The 18,477-nt window shown below is 52.6% G+C and carries 23 protein-coding genes; 6 read left to right on the top strand and 17 right to left on the bottom strand.

What is annotated here, in order from left to right:
* The first annotated feature begins 15 nt into the window (after positions 1-15).
* Positions 16-1,488, top strand: a complete 1,473-nt coding sequence (glpK, locus tag ABJI30_RS14145) for a glycerol kinase GlpK (protein ID WP_348017333.1) — start codon at positions 16-18, stop codon at positions 1,486-1,488.
* Between the two features lie 58 nt (positions 1,489-1,546).
* Here the strand turns inward: glpK and ABJI30_RS14150 are convergent, their stop codons facing one another.
* The 3 genes from ABJI30_RS14150 to petA are packed head-to-tail and all read right to left on the bottom strand — an operon-like array spanning position 1,547 to position 4,290.
* Positions 1,547-2,407 (bottom strand): cytochrome c1, encoded by an 861-nt coding sequence (locus tag ABJI30_RS14150; protein ID WP_348017334.1) that lies wholly within the window; start codon positions 2,405-2,407, stop codon positions 1,547-1,549.
* Between the two features lie 19 nt (positions 2,408-2,426).
* Positions 2,427-3,695 (bottom strand): cytochrome b N-terminal domain-containing protein, encoded by a 1,269-nt coding sequence (locus tag ABJI30_RS14155; protein ID WP_348017335.1) that lies wholly within the window; start codon positions 3,693-3,695, stop codon positions 2,427-2,429.
* A 13-nt stretch (positions 3,696-3,708) separates the two neighbouring features.
* Positions 3,709-4,290, bottom strand: coding sequence for a ubiquinol-cytochrome c reductase iron-sulfur subunit (gene petA, locus ABJI30_RS14160; RefSeq protein WP_348017336.1), 582 nt, complete (start codon positions 4,288-4,290; stop codon positions 3,709-3,711).
* A gap of 185 nt (positions 4,291-4,475) precedes the next feature.
* Here petA and ABJI30_RS14165 point away from each other — a divergent pair, with 185 nt between their 5' ends.
* The 3 genes from ABJI30_RS14165 to ABJI30_RS14175 are packed head-to-tail and all read left to right on the top strand — an operon-like array spanning position 4,476 to position 6,380.
* Positions 4,476-4,934 carry a tRNA (cytidine(34)-2'-O)-methyltransferase gene (locus tag ABJI30_RS14165; RefSeq protein ID WP_348017830.1) on the top strand — a complete coding sequence of 153 codons (459 nt, stop codon included), beginning with the start codon at positions 4,476-4,478 and terminating at the stop codon, positions 4,932-4,934.
* Positions 4,931-5,791 (top strand): oxygen-dependent coproporphyrinogen oxidase, encoded by an 861-nt coding sequence (hemF, locus tag ABJI30_RS14170; RefSeq protein ID WP_348017337.1) that lies wholly within the window; start codon positions 4,931-4,933, stop codon positions 5,789-5,791. The genes ABJI30_RS14165 and hemF overlap by 4 nt, the downstream gene beginning before the upstream one ends.
* A gap of 10 nt (positions 5,792-5,801) precedes the next feature.
* Positions 5,802-6,380: a GNAT family N-acetyltransferase gene (locus tag ABJI30_RS14175; RefSeq protein ID WP_348017338.1), complete on the top strand. Its 579-nt coding sequence runs from the start codon at positions 5,802-5,804 to the stop codon at positions 6,378-6,380.
* Here ABJI30_RS14175 and ABJI30_RS14180 read toward each other — a convergent pair.
* Positions 6,373-7,125, bottom strand: a complete 753-nt coding sequence (locus ABJI30_RS14180; RefSeq protein WP_348017339.1) for a hypothetical protein — start codon at positions 7,123-7,125, stop codon at positions 6,373-6,375. The genes ABJI30_RS14175 and ABJI30_RS14180 overlap by 8 nt on opposite strands.
* A gap of 73 nt (positions 7,126-7,198) precedes the next feature.
* Here ABJI30_RS14180 and lipB point away from each other — a divergent pair, with 73 nt between their 5' ends.
* Both lipB and ABJI30_RS14190 read left to right on the top strand, forming a co-directional pair.
* On the top strand, positions 7,199-7,843 hold the full coding sequence (lipB, locus tag ABJI30_RS14185) for a lipoyl(octanoyl) transferase LipB (protein WP_348017340.1): 645 nt from the start codon (positions 7,199-7,201) through the stop codon (positions 7,841-7,843).
* Between the two features lie 41 nt (positions 7,844-7,884).
* Entirely contained in the window at positions 7,885-8,136 is a 252-nt protein-coding gene (locus ABJI30_RS14190; RefSeq protein WP_348017341.1) for a hypothetical protein, read from the top strand.
* Positions 8,137-8,138: 2 nt separating this feature from the next.
* Here the strand turns inward: ABJI30_RS14190 and queE are convergent, their stop codons facing one another.
* The 13 genes from queE to ABJI30_RS14255 all read right to left on the bottom strand — a co-directional run bounded on the left by queE (position 8,139) and on the right by ABJI30_RS14255 (position 18,456).
* The gene (gene queE, locus ABJI30_RS14195; RefSeq protein WP_348017342.1) at positions 8,139-8,783 is read right to left on the bottom strand and encodes a 7-carboxy-7-deazaguanine synthase; all 645 of its coding nucleotides are present in this window, start codon (positions 8,781-8,783) and stop codon (positions 8,139-8,141) included.
* Positions 8,780-9,478 carry a 7-cyano-7-deazaguanine synthase QueC gene (gene queC, locus ABJI30_RS14200; RefSeq protein WP_348017343.1) on the bottom strand — a complete coding sequence of 233 codons (699 nt, stop codon included), beginning with the start codon at positions 9,476-9,478 and terminating at the stop codon, positions 8,780-8,782. Before queC ends, queE begins: the two co-directional genes overlap by 4 nt.
* A 193-nt stretch (positions 9,479-9,671) precedes the next feature.
* Positions 9,672-10,079 carry a hypothetical protein gene (locus ABJI30_RS14205; RefSeq protein WP_348025454.1) on the bottom strand — a complete coding sequence of 136 codons (408 nt, stop codon included), beginning with the start codon at positions 10,077-10,079 and terminating at the stop codon, positions 9,672-9,674.
* A gap of 151 nt (positions 10,080-10,230) precedes the next feature.
* Positions 10,231-11,133, bottom strand: a complete 903-nt coding sequence (locus ABJI30_RS14210) for an Hsp33 family molecular chaperone HslO (protein WP_348017345.1) — start codon at positions 11,131-11,133, stop codon at positions 10,231-10,233.
* Positions 11,133-12,059, bottom strand: a complete 927-nt coding sequence (argF, locus tag ABJI30_RS14215; protein WP_348017346.1) for an ornithine carbamoyltransferase — start codon at positions 12,057-12,059, stop codon at positions 11,133-11,135. The genes ABJI30_RS14210 and argF overlap by 1 nt, the downstream gene beginning before the upstream one ends.
* Entirely contained in the window at positions 12,056-13,240 is a 1,185-nt protein-coding gene (locus ABJI30_RS14220) for an aspartate aminotransferase family protein (protein ID WP_348017831.1), read from the bottom strand. Before ABJI30_RS14220 ends, argF begins: the two co-directional genes overlap by 4 nt.
* 89 nt (positions 13,241-13,329) lie before the next feature.
* The gene (locus ABJI30_RS14225; protein WP_348017347.1) at positions 13,330-13,743 is read right to left on the bottom strand and encodes a GFA family protein; all 414 of its coding nucleotides are present in this window, start codon (positions 13,741-13,743) and stop codon (positions 13,330-13,332) included.
* Positions 13,740-14,177, bottom strand: a complete 438-nt coding sequence (locus ABJI30_RS14230; protein ID WP_348017348.1) for an OsmC family protein — start codon at positions 14,175-14,177, stop codon at positions 13,740-13,742. The genes ABJI30_RS14225 and ABJI30_RS14230 overlap by 4 nt, the downstream gene beginning before the upstream one ends.
* Positions 14,167-14,733, bottom strand: coding sequence for a GDYXXLXY domain-containing protein (locus ABJI30_RS14235; RefSeq protein WP_348017349.1), 567 nt, complete (start codon positions 14,731-14,733; stop codon positions 14,167-14,169). The genes ABJI30_RS14230 and ABJI30_RS14235 overlap by 11 nt, the downstream gene beginning before the upstream one ends.
* Positions 14,730-15,890 carry a DUF2157 domain-containing protein gene (locus ABJI30_RS14240; protein WP_348017350.1) on the bottom strand — a complete coding sequence of 387 codons (1,161 nt, stop codon included), beginning with the start codon at positions 15,888-15,890 and terminating at the stop codon, positions 14,730-14,732. The genes ABJI30_RS14235 and ABJI30_RS14240 overlap by 4 nt, the downstream gene beginning before the upstream one ends.
* Before the next feature lie 27 nt (positions 15,891-15,917).
* Complete coding sequence (gene glmS / locus ABJI30_RS14245) at positions 15,918-17,741, bottom strand: glutamine--fructose-6-phosphate transaminase (isomerizing) (RefSeq protein ID WP_348017351.1); 1,824 nt, start codon at positions 17,739-17,741, stop codon at positions 15,918-15,920.
* Between the two features lie 17 nt (positions 17,742-17,758).
* On the bottom strand, positions 17,759-18,127 hold the full coding sequence (locus ABJI30_RS14250; RefSeq protein ID WP_348017352.1) for a type II toxin-antitoxin system VapC family toxin: 369 nt from the start codon (positions 18,125-18,127) through the stop codon (positions 17,759-17,761).
* Positions 18,127-18,456 carry a CopG family transcriptional regulator gene (locus tag ABJI30_RS14255; protein ID WP_348017353.1) on the bottom strand — a complete coding sequence of 110 codons (330 nt, stop codon included), beginning with the start codon at positions 18,454-18,456 and terminating at the stop codon, positions 18,127-18,129. Before ABJI30_RS14255 ends, ABJI30_RS14250 begins: the two co-directional genes overlap by 1 nt.
* Between the last annotated feature and the right edge of the window lie 21 nt (positions 18,457-18,477).

Below are 18,477 nucleotides of genomic sequence, written 5' to 3' on the forward strand. Positions count from 1 at the left end.
CACAGGAGTAGATATATGGCCATCGGACAAATCTTGGTGATCGACGAGGGAACCACTTCAACCCGTGCCATGTTATTTGGGGTGGATGGCAAGTTGCATGGCTCTCAGCAGGAGGAGCTTCAGCAATATTACCCTGCCCCCGGCCTGGTCGAACATGACGCCGAAGAAATCTGGACCAAAACTTTGAGATGCTGTCAGAAGATGGTTGAACAGGCAGGCGGCGCAGACAAAATCAAGGCCATAGGCATCACAAATCAGAGGGAAACTGTTGTTGCCTGGGACAAACGCACGGGCGCGCCGCTCTGCAAGGCCATTGTCTGGCAGGACCGGCGCACGGCAAGCATGTGCGATGATTTGAAAAAACGAGGCCTTGAAAATGAAATTCAGGAAAAGACCGGTCTGCTTCTCGATCCCTATTTTTCCGGCAGTAAAATTGCATGGATGCTGCAGAATTGCCCGGAAGTTTCGGCTGCCGGAGACAATCTCGCATTCGGCACAATCGAATCCTATCTGATCTATCGCCTGACCGGCGGAAAACATATCACCGACGCAAGCAATGCGAGTCGCACGCTGTTGATGCCCCTCGACAATCTCGATTGGGATGATGATCTTCTCGCGCTGTTTGATATTCCTAGGAAGTCATTGCCTGATATTGTCGATTGTGCGGGAGATTTGGGCACGACCTCACCTGATCTGTTTGGAAGCGCGATCGCGATTTGCGGTTCCGCAGGCGATCAGCAATCCGCGACGATCGGACAGGCCTGTTTTGAAAAAGGAAACACAAAGGCAACCTTTGGCACCGGTGCATTCATTTTGACCAACAGCGGAACGATGATCCCGCGATCCAGCAATCGGCTCTTGTCGACAGTGCTGTTCCAGCTGAACGGCAAACGGACTTACGCGCTGGAGGGCTCAGTTTTTGTTGCCGGAAGCCTGATGCAATGGCTGCGGGATGATATCGGTTTGATCAAATTTGCAGGTGAAAGCGAAGAGCTCGCCCGTTCTGTGGTCGACAATGCCGGAGTATATGTTGTTCCTGCGTTATCCGGGCTGGGTGCCCCACACTGGAAGGCAGACGCAACTGCAGCCATTACCGGGCTCAGCTTTGCAGCAACGAAAGCCCATATTGTGCGCGCAGCACTCGAAGCCATGGCCTATCAGTGTCATGATTTGAAAACTGCATTTTCCGCTGACGGAGCAGATTGGGAGAGCCTCAGGATCGATGGCGGAATGGTTGCGAATGACTGGATGGTGCAGGATCTCGCCGACATGTTGAATATCACGGTGGAAAAGCCGGAATTTTTTGAAACCACCGCCCTGGGAGCTGCCATGCTGGCCGCTATAGGGTGTGGTGAATATAAAACTCTGGAAGATGCCGCCCAGATGATTTCCGGCTTTACGACCTGCAAACCGGCTCTCGACACCGAAACGCGGCAGGCCCGTTTGGCGGGTTGGCAAAACGCGGTTTCAACAGTTCTTTCGCACTAGCCAGATATAAAAAGACCCGCCAGCGGCGGGTCTTTCAAATATTCCAGAAAAATGGAAATCAGTCCTTTTTCTTCTTTTCCGCTTTCACATCTGCCCAGATGTTCCGGTAGGACAGATATCCAAGTAGCGTTGCAATCAACAGGAATGCCAGAACGGCCCAACCTGTTTGATGACGTTTTTCCAACGTCGGTTCTGCAGTCCAGATCAGGAACGCGGATACGTCTTTCGACATCTGATCGACAGTAGCTTTAGTACCATCGGAATAGCTCACCTGATCGTCACCGATAATCGGAGGAGTCATCGCCAGGTTCAAATTGGCGAAATAAGGATTGTGGTTCAGCCCAGGTCCTGGAGCCGCTTCAGGTGGAAGCTTTGCCAGTTCGGCCGGATCGGTCACATAGCCAGTCAACAATGAATAAATATATGGCGCGCCGCCGGTCCGAGCCTTGGTGATCAAAGAAAGATCAGGCGGAACTGCATTGTTGTTTGCGGCAGCAGCGGCAACATCATTGGGAAAAGGCTTGGGAAATTTGTCTGCAGCCAATGAAGGCCGGGTCGTAGCTTCACCGGTTGCCGGATCGATCGATGGCGTTTCAATCGGCCAGGTCGCAGCAATGGCTTTCACTTCCGCTTCAGTATAGCCAAGCTCTGCGAGATTGCGGAACGCAACCAGACGGAGTGAATGGCATGCTGCGCAGACTTCCTTGTAAACTTGAAAACCGCGTTGAAGCTGCTGCCTATCAAATTTGCCCAGCGGCCCATCGCTTGTGAATGACACATCTTTGGGCGCCAGATGATATTCATACTCGACCGACTTTACAGGCGGTTCACTGATATAGGCGATCGCGCCCATCACAAAAGATACAAGCAGCCAGCCAGAAAAGAACAGGCCCACTAGAATTCCGAAAAATCTTACCATTGCTTCAGGTCCCTAATTCTTAGCTGGCTTTTTCAAGAGGCTTGCCGGTGACAGATTCGGTGATTGAATTCGGAAGTGGTTCCGGTTTCTCAATCCGCGAAAGCAACGGCAAAATGATGAGGAAATATGCAAAATAATAAGCTGATGCGACTTGGCTTATCATCACGAACGGTTCTTCTGCCGGAGCACCACCGCAATAGAAAAGAACAGCAGTGAAAAACAGCAGAATGTAGAAGGCCATCCGCATTTTGGGACGATAATGTCCGGAACGCACAGGGCTGGTGTCGAGCCAGGGCAGGAAGAACCAGACCAGGATCGCCGAGAACATGGCGCCAACACCCAGCAGCTTCGCTGGAATGAACAGGAAGTCAAACGTGAAGGCGCGCAGGATCGCATACCAGGGCCAGAAATACCATTCCGGAACGATATGAGCTGGCGTTGAAAGCGGATTGGCGGGGATATAGTTATCTGCGTGACCCAATGCATTGGGCAGGAAGAACATCATCGCCGTAAACAGGATCAGGAAGAAACCGATCGTCCAACCATCTTTCGCCGTATAGAAAGGATGGAATGGAACCGTGTCCTGAGGTCCCTTTACGTCCACGCCCGTAGGATTATTCGAACCCGGAATATGCAGAGCCCAGATGTGCATGATGATCACACCGACCATCACAAAGGGCAGCAAATAGTGGAGGGAGAAGAAGCGGTTCAGTGCCGCATTGTCCGGAGCGAAACCGCCGAGCAGCAGTTCCTGAATGGGCTTGCCGACCAGCGGAATTGCTTCAAACAACCCGGTAATCACTTTTGCACCCCAAAAGCTCATTTGTCCCCACGGCAGCACATAACCCAGAAAACCGGTAGCCATGGCGAGCAAATAGATAACAACACCCAACAACCAGATCATTTCACGTGGTGCTTTGTATGAACCGTAGAAAAGCCCGCGGCCAATATGGAGATATAGCGCAATAAAGAAGAAGCTCGCCCCGTTGGCATGAGCGTAGCGGATCATCCAGCCACTGTTGACGTCGCGCATGATATGTTCGACCGAATCAAACGCGATATCGGCATTGGCTGCATAGTGCATCGCCAGAATGATACCTGTAACGATCTGAACAACCAGAAAAACGCCGGCCAGGGAACCAAAGTTCCACATATAATTCAAATTACGCGGAGTTGGATATCCTGCTCCGACGCTGTTGTACATCAAACGACCAATTGGCAGTTTTTCATCCATCCACTGCCCGAAAGCGGTTGTAGGTGTATATTGGTTTGCCCAAGGAAAGCTCATTTTCTTCTGCCCCTTAGCCGATTTTCACGACAGTGTCTGATAGGAATTCATGCTCTGGCACCTCGAGGTTGGTCGGTGCCGGGCCTTTGCGAATACGTGCTGCAGTATCGTAGTGTGATCCATGGCAAGGACAGAAATACCCGCCATACTCGCCTTTGACTTCACCTTGAGCCGCACCCAGCGGAACACAACCAAGGTGGGTACAAACCCCCAGGGTGATCAGCCAGTTTTCTTTGCCTGATGTTGTGCGGTCAGCGAGGGTTTCAGGATCGCGCAAGTCATCTGCACTGACACTGTTAGCCTCTTCAATTTCGGCTGCAGTCAGATTTCGAATGAAAACGGGCTGCTTGCGCCAGCTGGTCTTGATTGACTGGCCGGTTTCGATTGCGGAGATATCCACTTCGACAGATGCCAGAGCCAGCACGTCGGCGCTCGGGTTCATCTGATTTACGAGCGGGAATACCGTAGCGACGGCCCCTGCCCCTGCAAAACTAACCGCAGCGATATTGATGAAATCGCGACGGCGTACACCATCGTCACCTTCATCAGAACCTGCAGAATCCAATGTTTCAACCCCAGTATCAACCGCTGCCATGCAAACGCGCCTCTAGTTTGTTTCAGTCCCCATCTGCCAGATCAGGTAGCAACGCTCAATGAGTTTTGAATCGGTGCTGCGAACGAGCAGTAATTTGCGCGCCTGATAGCCGTCCAAACCATGGTTTGCCAACAGTCAATTTTTGATTGACCACACATTATAAACTGCGACAAGCTATGTCCATCATGAGAGTGGCCCTTTACCAACCCGACATCGCAGGAAATTTAGGAACAATTTTAAGGACTTGTGCATGTATGGATGTGTCAGTCGACATCATCGAACCTTGTGGTTTTCCGTTCAGTGACCGAAGTTTAAAACGTGCCGGAATGGACTATTTCGAACATGTTGAATTTGTACGTCACGTTGATTGGTCTGCGTTTCTCGAATTTGTTGATTCACAAAAGGCAAGAATTGTGCTGCTGACGAGCAAATCAGAAAACCCGTTCCACACATTCTCTTATTGCGACAACGATATCTTGCTGTTCGGCTCTGAAAGCAGCGGGGTTCCCGTTGATGTACATCAACGTGCAGATGAACGAATCACCATAAGGATGAAGGACGGCATGCGATCATTGAATCTTGCCGTTTCTGCAGGCATGGCATTGGGCGAAGCCTTGAGACAAACAGGACAATTTCCGGAATGACATCACCGACACTCGACGCACAACAATTGACAGCACAATCGTGGTTTGCAGAACTGCGCGATTCGATCTGTGCCGAATTTGAAAAAATTGAATCAGAGGCCGGAAGCAATGCCAGTTTTGACTATATTCCCTGGGATCGGAGCAACCCGGACGGTTCGCCCGGTGGAGGCGGTGTGCAGGGACTGATGAAAGGCCAAGTCTTCGAAAAGGTCGGAGTCAATATCTCCACTGTCGACGGAAAATTCAGCGAGGAGTTTGCGAAATCGATCCACGGTGCCGGAGATGATCCTCAATTTTTTGCAACCGGAATCAGCCTTGTTGGCCATATGAAAAATCCCCACGTCCCCGCCGTTCATATGAATACGCGGTTTCTTTGTACCACAAAGAGGTGGTTTGGCGGCGGAGCTGATCTAAACCCGCCTCTGGAATATGAAGAAGATACATCAGAATTCCATACGCGTTTCAAACAGGCATGTGATGCCCATGATCCGGAATATTATCCAAAATACAAAAAATGGGCCGACGACTATTTCTACATTCCCCACAGGAAGGTTCATCGCGGTGTCGGAGGAATTTTCTTCGATCATCTGGAATTGGATTCTGAAGAAGATTTTCAGCAAAATTTCGCATTCACTCAAGATGTCGGTCGCGCGTTTCTCGATATTTTCCCAAAACTCGTGCGCAAACGGATGAACATGTCTTGGACTGCCGAGGAAAAAGAACAGCAACTTGTCTGGCGAGGGCGATATGCAGAATTTAATCTGGTCTATGATCGCGGGACGACTTTCGGATTGAAGACCGGCGGCAATGTGGATGCCATTCTGATGAGCCTTCCGCCGGAAGCGAAGTGGACCTAGACCCGCGATCATGACTGTAGCGCAGATTCCAGATGGGCATATTCCGACAATCATTACCTATCTGGAAATGAATGAGCCCCGGGATCCGGTATCATTACATTGCCCGCTGGAAATCATGCGCTGGAAGAAACCCGTTCCTGCAGAATATCTCGATCTTTTTCGTGCCGTCGGCGAACGCTGGATGTGGACATCCCGTCTGCTGATGGATGAAGCAGCCTTGTGCCAGATCATTCATCACGACGCTGTAGAGTTATATGCCGTCATGGACGAGGAATCCCGGGTTGGCATAATGGAACTGGACTTCCGCCAAGCCGGACAATGTGAAATTGGTTTTTTCGGTTTGGTCCCAGAGCTCGCCGGCAAAGGCTATGGCCGCTGGTTGATGAGCGAAACCCTGCGCCGGGCCTGGAAACCGGATGTCAGCAGAGTGTGGTTGCACACGTGCACCGCGGATTCTCCCAGCGCAGTTCCATTCTATCTGAAATCCGGATTCAGTGCCTACAAGAGAGAATTTGATACCATGGCCGACCCTCGGCTCTCAGGCCATTTGCCCCGTAACGCGGGACCTCATATTCCGATTATCAGCTAAAAACTTCGCTGACATTCACGTCTTTCCGGGTAAGCTGCCGGTAAAGCGAAGCGACCACGGCAAGGATCAATATCTGAAAACCGGTTCCGATCAGATTGGTCACGATATTTTCAAGCAAAGGCAAACCTTCGCCGCCGGACACCAAGGTGATTATCAGGCCTGCAACGAGACTAAATACAATCAGTGTAATCATTCCCACCAATAAAATGATGAGCAGAAACAGAAATATCGCCCAGCCATTATTTTTCGTATTTTTCCAACTTTCCTTGATCGCATTTACGGGATTGCGCTGCTGTTGATCCGCAACGATCATGGGCACGACTGCCAGCCTTCCAATTAAATAGAGGCCTGGAATAATGAACAGAAAAAATCCGACAGCCATCAGAATGGCAACGACAAGGTTCGTGACAATGAAAAAGAACAACAGTCCAAGCGATCGAACAAGAGCGTCACTCACCGTTCCCTTGAAGGACGGACTGAACAGGGTATAAATCGAGAGACTGCCGATCGCGGTGACCACCAGCATCAACACATATGAAAACCAGTTCTCACTGAAAAAGGCGACATTGGCCGCCTGAATCGCGGCACTGTCCGTCAATCCTTCAACATCTGGCTGACCGACAAATTGTGTCAGCAAAACCGATGGAAGGAACAGAAACACCCCGGCAATAGCCAGAATGGCTTCCTTATGCTCGCTCAAAATCGCTATCGCGCCATTCCAGCAATCCATATAGTTCAATTTCATGGCAACAGCTTCCAGATGATTTTTCCTGCTCTATACCCTTGCCACCACCGTGCAGAGAGTGCACGAAAAATTTATGAGCAACCTGTCCCGAATTGAGTGGCGCACAAGCGAACATCAAATAGGTTATCCCGAGTCTTTGAAAGACCAGGAAGCCAGAAACATTGCCATCCAGAATGGTGAACAGCCTGAACTGATCTGGCTGCTCGAACATCCTCCTCTCTATACTGCCGGTACAAGTTCCGATCCTTCGGAACTGCTGAGCAATGAGTTTCCCGTGTTTGAAACAGGTCGCGGCGGGCGTCATACCTATCATGGACCTGGCCAGCGAGTGGGTTACATTCTTCTGGATCTCAAACGCCGGCAAGCGGACGTTCGCAATTTCGTCCATGCCTTGGAAAACTGGATCATCGCGACTCTTGCCGAGTTTGGCGTTAGCGCGCGGGCTGTGGAAGGTCGGGTTGGCATCTGGTGCGATACCCCTGACGGACAGGAAGCCAAGATAGGCGCAATTGGTATCCGGATCCGCAAATGGGTGACCATGCACGGATTTTCGGTAAATATTGATCCGGACCTTGATCATTTCACGGGAATTATTCCCTGCGGTATCAGCGAATATCCTGTCACCAGCCTCAGGCAACTCGGGATTACTGCCTCGATGTCGAATTTCGATGCTGCCCTCAAAAAATCAGCACCTTCCTTTTTTGCAGCAATTGAATAAGAGTCTTCCTCATTCCAAAGCAAATCAGTGAAAGCCGAATCATGAGAACATTTTCAGTACTTCCCTTCGCCTTGACCGCTCTTCTTCTCACGTCATGCTCTGACGACGCAGAGTTGCCGGAAACAGATAATGTCACGGAAACGACGATGGATGAAGTCGACGTAATCGATGGCACGATCAGCGATGAAATGACCGATGTCGATGCTGAAGAAACTGCAGATGGCCTAGCGGATGACGAAGGTTCTGCCGCTGAAGATACGCCATCCGATGACACGGAAGAATCAAGCGAATAACGTCAGGCAAGTCCCAGAATTTTGTGGGTTTGCAGAGATAGTCGCCAGTTGGGGTGATCCTGCACAAATGAAATGGCAGCCTCAAGGTTTTGCGCGCTTTCATCGTCGTCTCTCCGCGCATCCATGGGCTGGACCAGCAAATTGGGAAAATCCCAGTTTTCCATTTCCTGCCAAGCGCTATTGGGTTGCGGCCAGACCAGTTTGAGCTCATCGCCGGAGCGCTGAACGGTTTCGCTACCCGCTTTCGGACTGATGCATATCCAGTCAATTGTCCGGGGAACGGGCAGCGTTCCATTCGACTCGATGGCAATTTCAAAACCGGCGTCATGCAGGGCATTGATAAGATCATCGTCGACCTGCAACATGGGTTCTCCGCCGGTCAAAACGATGAAGCGATTATTCGTGTCTGCTCCCCATTCGGCAACGGCTGCTGAAGTCAGTTCTTGCGCGGTCTGAAAGCGGCCACCGCCTTCGCCATCCAATCCGACGAAGTCCGTATCGCAAAACTGACAGATTGCCGTGGCCCGATCTTTTTCAAGACCCGACCATAGATTACAGCCTGCAAATCTTGTGAACACTGCCCGTCGACCACTTTTCACGCCCTCCCCTTGCAAAGTCAGGAACATTTCCTTGACCGCATAGCTCATGGTTTTTCCAGATATCTGGTCGGATCGGTCATTCCTGCTTCTTCAAACCCCTTTTGTCGCAACCGGCAACTGTCACACAGGCCGCAATGCAGATTTCCATCTGCGGGATCATAGCAGGACCAGCTCAGCGCCGGGTCGATATTCAAACGCGCTGCTTCTTTGGCAATATCTGCCTTTGTCATAAACTGCAGAGGCGTTTGAATGGTAAATCCATTCCCCTCGTCTCCCGCCTTGGTCGCCAGATCGGCGAGACGTTCAAACCCTTCAATAAATTCCGGTCGGCAATCCGGATAGCCCGAATAATCCAGAGCGTTCACACCAATGAAAATGTCCCGGGCATTGCGAGCCTCGGCCAGTCCCAATGTGAGAGACAGGAAAATCAGATTGCGTGCCGGAACATAAGTTACCGGAATATCATTGCCACCATCGCTCACACCTGATTTCGGAACGGCAATATCATCCGTCAGCGCAGAACCACCGAAGCGGCTAAGGTCGAGCGGCAATATGATATGCTCGCCAACATCCAGTCTGGATGCAATCTGCTTTGCGGACTGCAATTCAATCTTGTGGCGCTGGTTATAGTCCACCGTGAGGGCGACAATCTCGAAACCCCGTTCACGCGCAATTGCTGCTGCGACCATGGAGTCCAGGCCGCCCGACAAAAGAACGATTGCTGTTTTTTCACCGTGTTTCATTGTCGGTCCCGCTAATGATCTTCCGGGTGACAAGCAAGTATTACAGCTGATTTGCAAAAAAATAGGGTCGCGTTTCTGAAGAAAGGCGACCCAGTCAGGCTTCTAGTTCAAGCCGTTTAGAGAGGAATCATGCCGGAGCACGATGATTACCAATTAGCAGAAACAGGGCTAAAAATTTCTTAATGCCGGAAAATCAGCAGGAACCCGTGCGACGCGCTTCGACCGAAAATGAAAAAGGCGCATTTCCTTTGATACCCTGTGACTGAATCTGCACCAGCTGGCTTGATTCGCGCCTTATCGTCGTCACGCCATGGTCAGCACCGCCGCATTTATAGCTGACACGGATACTTCCCGGAGTGTCCTGAATGACATAGCGCGAACAGCTTTCTTCACGATGCCGGATTTGCAAGAGAACCTTGGGGTCTCCCAGACAGACTTTCTGGCCTTCCCCCGCAGAACCGCGAGGTTTCAGGGTCCATTGACCTTTTTGTAATCCATCCAGCAGACCCAGTTCCGGCGCCTGAGCCGGGGCACTGACAGCAAAAGTCAGGAGAACGGCAGCGGTGCTGCTGATCGTCTTTAACAGTGTTACGCCTTTCATGTGCCGGGTCTCCTTGGTTTCGTTGCTACTCAATTCTTGTTTCAAAAAGATGATAATCGAAGAATGTGGCCGTTATCGCGCTCAATTGCGGCTTTTGATTGGACAGATTGGACAGTCAAATCGATCTTTGCACCATTTTATTCGCCGAATCCTAGTTATTCAGGCTTGCCGCCGAAATACTGAACTTCTTGCTGCAAAATGCACAATCAATCGATATCGCGCCGTCTTCCCCTATCATTTCCTCTTTATCTTCCTTGGGAAATCTTGCGATTACCTCCCGAATATGATCATCACTACAACGACAAGCCTTAATGCACGGTTTACCGCTCATAACTCTCACTTCATCGCTCTCGCTGAACAAGCGCCATAGCAAATCTTCCAGCGGCAGTAGCTTGTCGGTCAGTTCGGCAGATTTGACACTTCCGCCCATGACTTCAACATGTTCCCATTCCGGATGATCCATCCGCACATGCAATCTTTCCCGACCTTCTTCGCCTTCAGGGAGATGCTGAACCAGCAGTCCGCCCGCCGTCACATTTTCACCATCATCTGATATCGCAACGCGCACCAGGGTTGGCAGTTGCTCGGACTGGGTAAAGTAATTCTGTACCGCAGCGGTCAGGCTCTCGCCCTCCAGCGGGACAATGCCCTGACTGCGCCCCTGTGGCTCCGGCAAATCAAATGTAATCGCCAGATATCCTTTACCAAACAATGCCATCAAGCTGGGCTCCAGAGGCTGCTGGACCAGGCGCTCGGAATCAAACTGAACATAGCCCCGCAAACCGCCGTCCCGATAGTCGCAAGCCAGCAGACTGATTACGCCGCTTTCCGTTTGAGCCTGCAACGTTAGCTTCGCATCTTCATGCTTCAGCAACGCGCCCAGCAAAGCTGTCAGACAAACAGCTTCAGCCAATATCGTCCGGATTTGTGGCGGGTAGTTATGTGCGATCAATATGTCATCGAGCACAGGCCCCAGTCGGACCGCCCTGCCCCGACAATGTTTGGCGGGAATGGAGAAGGAAAGGTTCCGGTCAATAAGCGAAACTTCTGCCATCAGATCTGTTCGAATACCCAGCGCAGGATCGACTTCTGTGCATGAATCCGGTTTTCCGCCTCGTCCCAGACCACCGATTGCGGCCCGTCAATCACAGAGGGCATGACTTCTTCCCCGCGATGAGCAGGCAGGCAGTGGAGGAAAAGTGCATCTGGTTTCGCGTGCTCCATCAACACGTCATTGACTTGATAAGGCATCATCGCCGCCATCTTGTTGTGCACGTGCTCCTGACCCATTGACACCCAGGTATCGGTGACGACAATGTCCGCGCCCGCAACCGCTTCCTTTTCATCACGGCAGGTCGTGATATTCACGCCCGCGGCCTGCGCATCCGCAATAAATGAAGAGCCTGGATCATAACCTTCCGGGCAACCTATCCGGACGTTGAACTTCATCAGGCCGGCAGCTTCGATCAGGCTATTCGTCACATTGTTTCCGTCTCCCAGATAAGCAAGCTCGAGGCCCGGCAATGCTTTCCCGTGCTCCACCAGCGTCAACAGATCGGCGACAATCTGGCACGGGTGCGACAGGTCAGTCAGACCGTTGATCACCGGAACGGTCGCATTGGCAGCAAGTTCCTCGATTTTGGCATGATCGTCGGTTCGGATCATGATTGCATCACACATGCGCGACAGAACCCTGGCCGTGTCTGCGACGGTTTCGCCACGCCCCAATTGCATCGAACCACTGTCCATGACGATACTGGTACCGCCCAGTTGCCGGATCGCAACATCGAAGGATACACGGGTCCGGGTGCTGCTTTTTTCAAAGATCATCGCCAGCACGTGGCCAGCCAGCGGAGCATCTGCATCGGATTTGCCCTTGGGCCATTCCTTGCGTGCTTCCTTGCGATCGATCGCGTCGTTGATCATGGCCGCAACAGCATTACCACCCGCGTCGGTGAGGTTCAGAAAATGCCGGGTCATGACGCAGGTGCCTGATAGTCGGCTGCGCCAGCGGACAGTTTTTCGATGAAAGTCGCAATATGGCTTTCGTCAATGTTGAGCGGCGGCAATATCCGCAATGTGTTGTCTCCCGCAGCCACCGTCAGCAGACCATGATTATCGCGCAAATGCGCCACGAAGGAACGGGTTTCCTGGGTCATGGTGATGCCCAGCATCAGACCTTTGCCTCTGATACCCGTGAACAGGTTGGGATAATTGCCGATAAACTGCTCGATCGCAGCGCGTAGCTTGTCGCCCGTATTACGCACATTTTCCAAAAACTCGTCATTGGCGACGACATCCCAGACAGCGTTGCCGGCGGCCATCGCCAGCGGGTTGCCGCCATAAGTCGAACCATGCGTGCCGACTACCATGCCGCGAGCGGCTTCTTCTGTGGCCAGACATGCCCCAAACGGAAAACCTCCGCCAATGCCCTTGGCGCTCGCCATGATGTCCGGCGTAATGTCGTAGAGCTCATGCGCATAGAGTTGGCCGGTTCGAGCCACGCCGCACTGCACTTCGTCAAGAACCAGCAAAATGCCATGTTCATCGGCCAGCGCGCGCAGACCTTTCATAAATTCGTCAGAAGCCGGACGCACACCGCCTTCACCCTGGATCGGTTCAACCAGAAATGCTGCGGTCTTGTCGCTGATCGCCGCTTTCGCACCTTCGAGATCGTCGAAATCGACATATTTAAAACCGTTCAGCAGCGGCGAGAAACCGTGATGCATCTTTTCCTGATTGGACGCGGAAATGGTCGCCATGGTCCGACCGTGAAATGCGTTTTTGAACGTGATTATCTCGAACCGGTCACTGCCTTGTGACTGGTGATAAACACGCGCCGCCTTGATCGCGCATTCAACGGCTTCGGCACCGGAATTGGTAAAGAACACCGTGTCGGCAAAAGTTGTATCAACAAGCCGTTGGGCAAACACTTCACCTTGCGGGCTGCCGTAGAGATTGGACACGTGCATCAGCGTTGCCGCCTGCTCCTGAATGGCCTTGGTCAGATGGGGATGGCCGTGACCCAGCAGATTCACGGCGATGCCACTGGCGAAATCGAGCGCACGACTGCCATCTTCGGAAATGAGCCAGGCGCCCTCACCTCGCACGGGACGAAAACCACACCGGGGATAAACGGGCATAAGCGGTGTAATCGTCATCATCTTGTTCCTTGAGTTTGCCAAAGTCTGGCAGTGTTTCGCAAACAGAAAAGGCGACCCGATTGGCCGCCCTTCTCTAGCAGTCATGCCTATACGCCTCGCTGCGATGGTCCGTCAATCGTAGCATTGAGATGCGCTTTTGCCTTTTCCCAATTCTGCCCGTCAAACCGGGTGATGACGGGTTCCAGCCCATGACCGGCATCGAGGCAGTTATAGTTGACGCTCCAGCTGTCCGGATGCGAGCGCGGTTGGTAGAAGCTTTTGACCCCGCACTGAGCGCAAAACAGATGATCTGCCTGCTTGCTGCCAAATTGATAGCTGGTCTGCGTGTCGCGCCCGGAGAGCAAAGTAAACTTTTCGTGCGGGACGATCAGATGCAAAAATCCGGTTCGGGCGCAGATGGAGCAGTTACAGTCGAACAATTCCGGCGACTTCTCTGCGCTAATTGAGAAGCGCACAGCACCGCAGTGACACCCACCCGATACAGAAATCGCTTCGCTCACCGGACTTCGGTGCTGTGAATGTCGATCCTGTTTTCCAGTGTTCGGTGAACAGGGCATTTATCGGCAATTTCCATCAGCTTGCCACGCTGTTCATCCGAAAGGTCTCCTGTCAGCGTGATTGCGCGATCGATAACATCAATCCGGTTATCGTCATTGCTGCAGGTGCTGCAATCCTCCACGTGATCGCGTGAATGCTCGAGCTCAATGTGGACCGCCTCCAGGGGAATACCCTTGCGATCCGCATACATCTTGATCGTCATCGACGTGCAACTGCCCAGAGATGCCAGCAGGAAATCATAAGGCGAAGGCCCGCTGTCCATGCCCCCGAACGAGATGGGTTCATCACCCAGAAATTCGTGATTTCCAACTTTGATCGTCTGCTGGAATTTTCCATCGGCGGTTTCGACAGAAACAAAGGGGGTGTTATTGCTCATTGCTATCCTGATCTCCTGTTGGTTCCTCATCGACAACAGGGTGAAAACTGATGTCGATTGGTATCATGAAATTGCTGTTATTGATTCGAATTCGGGCAGAAGCCTGAAGCTTTTGATTGGTCAGCTTCTTTTGATATTCGGCAGCTTTCTGCTGCGACAGAAAGAGCCTGTCATTGTTCAAACCGTCCGTGCCTTCTTCGCTCCACGGGTTATATTTGACAATAGCATCGCAAGACGAAACCTGTTTCTCGTAATCCTCGGCATATTCATCCAGTTTTGTAACACGGGCAATGGTCGGCGCCTTGCCATGGATACAAATTTGCGAGCCATTATAGCGCGAGACTAAACCATCCTCTTCTTCATCCAGACCCGGCCAGTCATATCTAAATTGCACATAATGTCCGCGCAACAGGTCTCGCGGATCATAGCCTGCAATGGGGACATCCCATTCAACACCCTGATGCGATTCAATCTCAGTCGTGATCCAGCTATACCCGAGGCCGGCTATCGGCAGCACCAGCAATGCCGGCACCAGGAAGGCTTTGTAACTCGTCATCCTTCATCTCCCGATTGTTCCGCATTGCTTGTCGGTGCAAAGGCCCTGGAGAAACGATAGGCAGCGACTGCCACGCCAATGGTAATTACGCCTGCCATAATCAATCCGACGCCGCTCGCCAGCAAATCTGTTGCCAATTCAAAGCTGAGTATGATGAGCCGCAACGCGACAATGGCAACCGCAGCCTGGAAAACTTTGCGCCAGCCTGCATAGATGGAAATCCCGCCAATGGCGGCCCAGAAAGTTATGAATATTATCCCGGCCAGCAAGCTGCTTGATGACGGCAACAGGCTGCTCATAAAACTTGCCAGCCCGCCAATAACCAATATTCCTGCAATGCCCTGTTCGCGGCGCGCTCTACTGAACCATATCACGGCCCCTGCACCGATGCCCCATATCGCCGCATGTACGGCCGCAATGTGGCCATCACTATCGCCCGAGGAAAAGAACGACGAAGTTCCAAACCCTTCAACAATCAACTTGAACGTTACTCCCGCTGTAAACAGGAGCAGAGAAATCTGTGCAATCTGCTTCCAGAACGCATCCCGCTCTTGATTAAGGTTGCGCATAAATATCGCCGCAACCATGGCGAAGACCGGGATACTGGTAACAAGCGCAATGACAAGTGCAGATGGACTGTCCATTTGCCGGGTGTACCAGTTTAGATACTCCAGTCCGGTGCCAACGAGCCCCGCCATTATCATCAGCGATACCAGCCAGCCACGGCCGATCAGCAATACTATCGGACCGAACAGAAGAAGCCAGGCAAGCAAGGGCTGCCAGAGGGGTGAACTGGTTTGATAAACCTGCCCAAGATGTCCGAAAAAGGTCAGTCCCAATACTGCCCAAACAAACAAAGCGACGTCCTTGAGGTAGAGCCCGAAAGTGTCAGGCCGGGGCGGCTGCAAGTAAATCCAGACAGCCAGCCCGACGATCAGCAGCGAATGAATACCTAAACGTACATAAGCGGGGATATCATCCCAGTTCGCCGCAACGACAGAAATTACGCCCAATCCAATCGCCAGCGCACCGAGTCCGATGATCGCCCACAACCCGAGCGGCCGCGCATGCTCGGTTTCATAGTCCGATATCTTTTGATGGGTTGTCGCGTCGATCAGGCCAGCATCAAGCCATTGCTTTAACTTTCGCTCGGACAAATTCGTTCCCCTTTGCAAGGGGCGACGCTACTCGACCGTAACACTCTTCGCAAGATTGCGCGGCTGATCGACATCTGTCCCCTTGGCGACCGCAACATGATAGGCGAGCAATTGCACGGGGACCGCATAAACCAGGGGAGCGATCAGCGGATGAACCTTTGGCATTTCAATGGTTGCCATGCAACCTTCACCCGCTTCGGCCAGTCCGTCCGCGTCAGAGATCAGAACGATTTTCCCGCCGCGTGCGCGCACTTCCTGCATGTTGGATACCGTCTTTTCGAATAACGGTCCGGATGGTGCCAGAACAATCACGGGAACCGCTTCGTCAATCAAGGCAATCGGCCCGTGCTTCATTTCGCCCGAAGCATAGCCTTCGGCATGAATATAGCTGATTTCCTTAAGCTTCAGCGCGCCTTCGAGCGCCAGCGGATAGTCAGGACCGCGGCCGAGATAGAGTACGTCGCGGGCCGGTGCGACCAGATGCGCCATGTCAGCAATATCGTCATCATGTGCGAGCGCGGCATTGAGTGCAGCCGGTGCTTCGGTCAGATGTTCAACCACATCCCGTTCTTCATCCCGGGTCATTTGTCCTTTGACAACCGCGAGATGTGCAGCAAGCGCGGCCAGAACAGCTAGCTGACAAGAGAAAGCCTTGGTCGATGCCACGCCAATTTCCGGTCCTGCATGGGTGGGCAGCAGCAGGTCCGCTTCGCGGGCCATGGAACTGGTCGGGACGTTGACCACCACAGCGATTTTCTGCTCGTTTTCCTTGCAATGCCGCAACGCCGCCAAAGTGTCTGCAGTCTCGCCGGATTGCGAAATGAAAAGGGCCAGCCCGCCCGGTTCGAACACGGGTTCCCGGTAACGAAATTCAGAGGCAAAATCGAGATCAACAGGCACGCGGGCAAATGTCTCACACCAGTATTTGGCAACCATTCCTGCATAATAGCTGGTGCCGCAAGCGACGATGGTGATCCGCTTGATATCCTTCAGATCAAAATCCATTTGCGGCAATGCTATTTGCTGTTCGAGCGGACGGATATAACTCTGCAGGGTTTGGGCAACCACGGTGGGTTGTTCAAAAATCTCTTTCTGCATGTAGTGGCGATATTGCCCTTTTTCGATTGTGGCTGCGGATACACCGGACGTCGTAACTTCCCGCTCGACCCGGCTGTTATCCTTATCGAATATTCGCGCATCTTCACGGGTAATGACAACCCAGTCGCCTTCTTCGAGATAGGCAATCTGCTGGGTCAGCGGCGCCAGCGCCAGCGCGTCTGAGCCCAGAAAAGTTTCACCTTCGCCATAACCAACCACCAAAGGCGATCCCAGGCGCGCACCGATCAGCAAGCCGGGATGAGACCTAAAAGCAATCGCCAGCGCAAATGCGCCGCGGAGTTGGGGCAGCACCGTTTTCACGGCTTCTTCGGGAGATTGGCCGGATTCCACCTGCTCGCTAATCAAATGCGCTACAACTTCAGTATCGGTTTCGCTCTCGAATGTGCGCCCGCGCTTGACCAGCCCATCACGCAGCGGCTTGAAATTCTCGATAATGCCGTTGTGGACCAGCGCCACTTCGCCCGTCGCGTGCGGATGCGCATTGGAAGTTGTCGGCGCGCCATGGGTTGCCCAGCGGGTATGGGCAATTCCAATATTGCCCGCTGCATCATCGGTCTTCAGCACATTGACGAGATTGACCAGCTTTCCTTCCGCCCGGCGGCGGATCAGCTGGCCATTTTCTACCGTACACACGCCTGCACTGTCATAGCCGCGATATTCCATGCGCTTCAGGCCATCCACGAGACGATCCGACACGGCTTCCTTGCCAACAATTCCAATAATTCCGCACATAGGTTCGAGGCTTTCTTCTAAAGGGTATAGGGTATGCGTATGCCCGGCATTTCCGCCGGAAAATCACGTGTATTTCGGGTTATCAGGATACGTCCGGTCAATTGGGCAGACGCCAGTATCACGGCATCCATTGTCTTGAGCCGCCGACGATCACTGCGCAACAAAGCCGCGCGCCGGCCAATTTCCTCGTTCACTTCAATGACGTTGAAATAGGACAGAAAATCCTCGGCGCGGTCGCCATCATCGGGCAGCGCCTTGGTCAAAACTTCCACCCAGGTCAGCCGGCTGATATAGCGGCGGTCATAGCGCTGCAGCTCGACACTGGCGCGGCCAATATCGTTGAGCGCATCAAACAGGATGTTGGAATCGAAGACTGCCTCGTTCATCAGGCATCTTTCCGGCGATATCGCTCGGCCTCGCGGTCGTCATTGGCGTCAAACAGATCGGGAAATTCCTTGCGGACGTCCCAATAGTCGGGATCCCAGGGCCGTGTCCACGACGCGCGTTCCCGGCGCTGCCACTCGACCGGATCATTTTTATCCCGCCGGTCGCGCCAGATACCGAAATATTTCTCGATGCCCTGCCTGGATGCATCCGCCTTGAATGCCGCCACCGCCTCCCGCAAAAGCTGCGCCCGCGACTTGCCCTGCTCCACCGCTTGCGCGTCGAGCCATTGCACATCTTCTTCGGACAGGTCTGCAAGTATGCGAGTCATGATATGGTGATATCATATCAT

It is taken from the genome of Parasphingorhabdus sp., assembly GCF_039968395.1.
Lineage (GTDB): Bacteria > Pseudomonadota > Alphaproteobacteria > Sphingomonadales > Sphingomonadaceae > Parasphingorhabdus.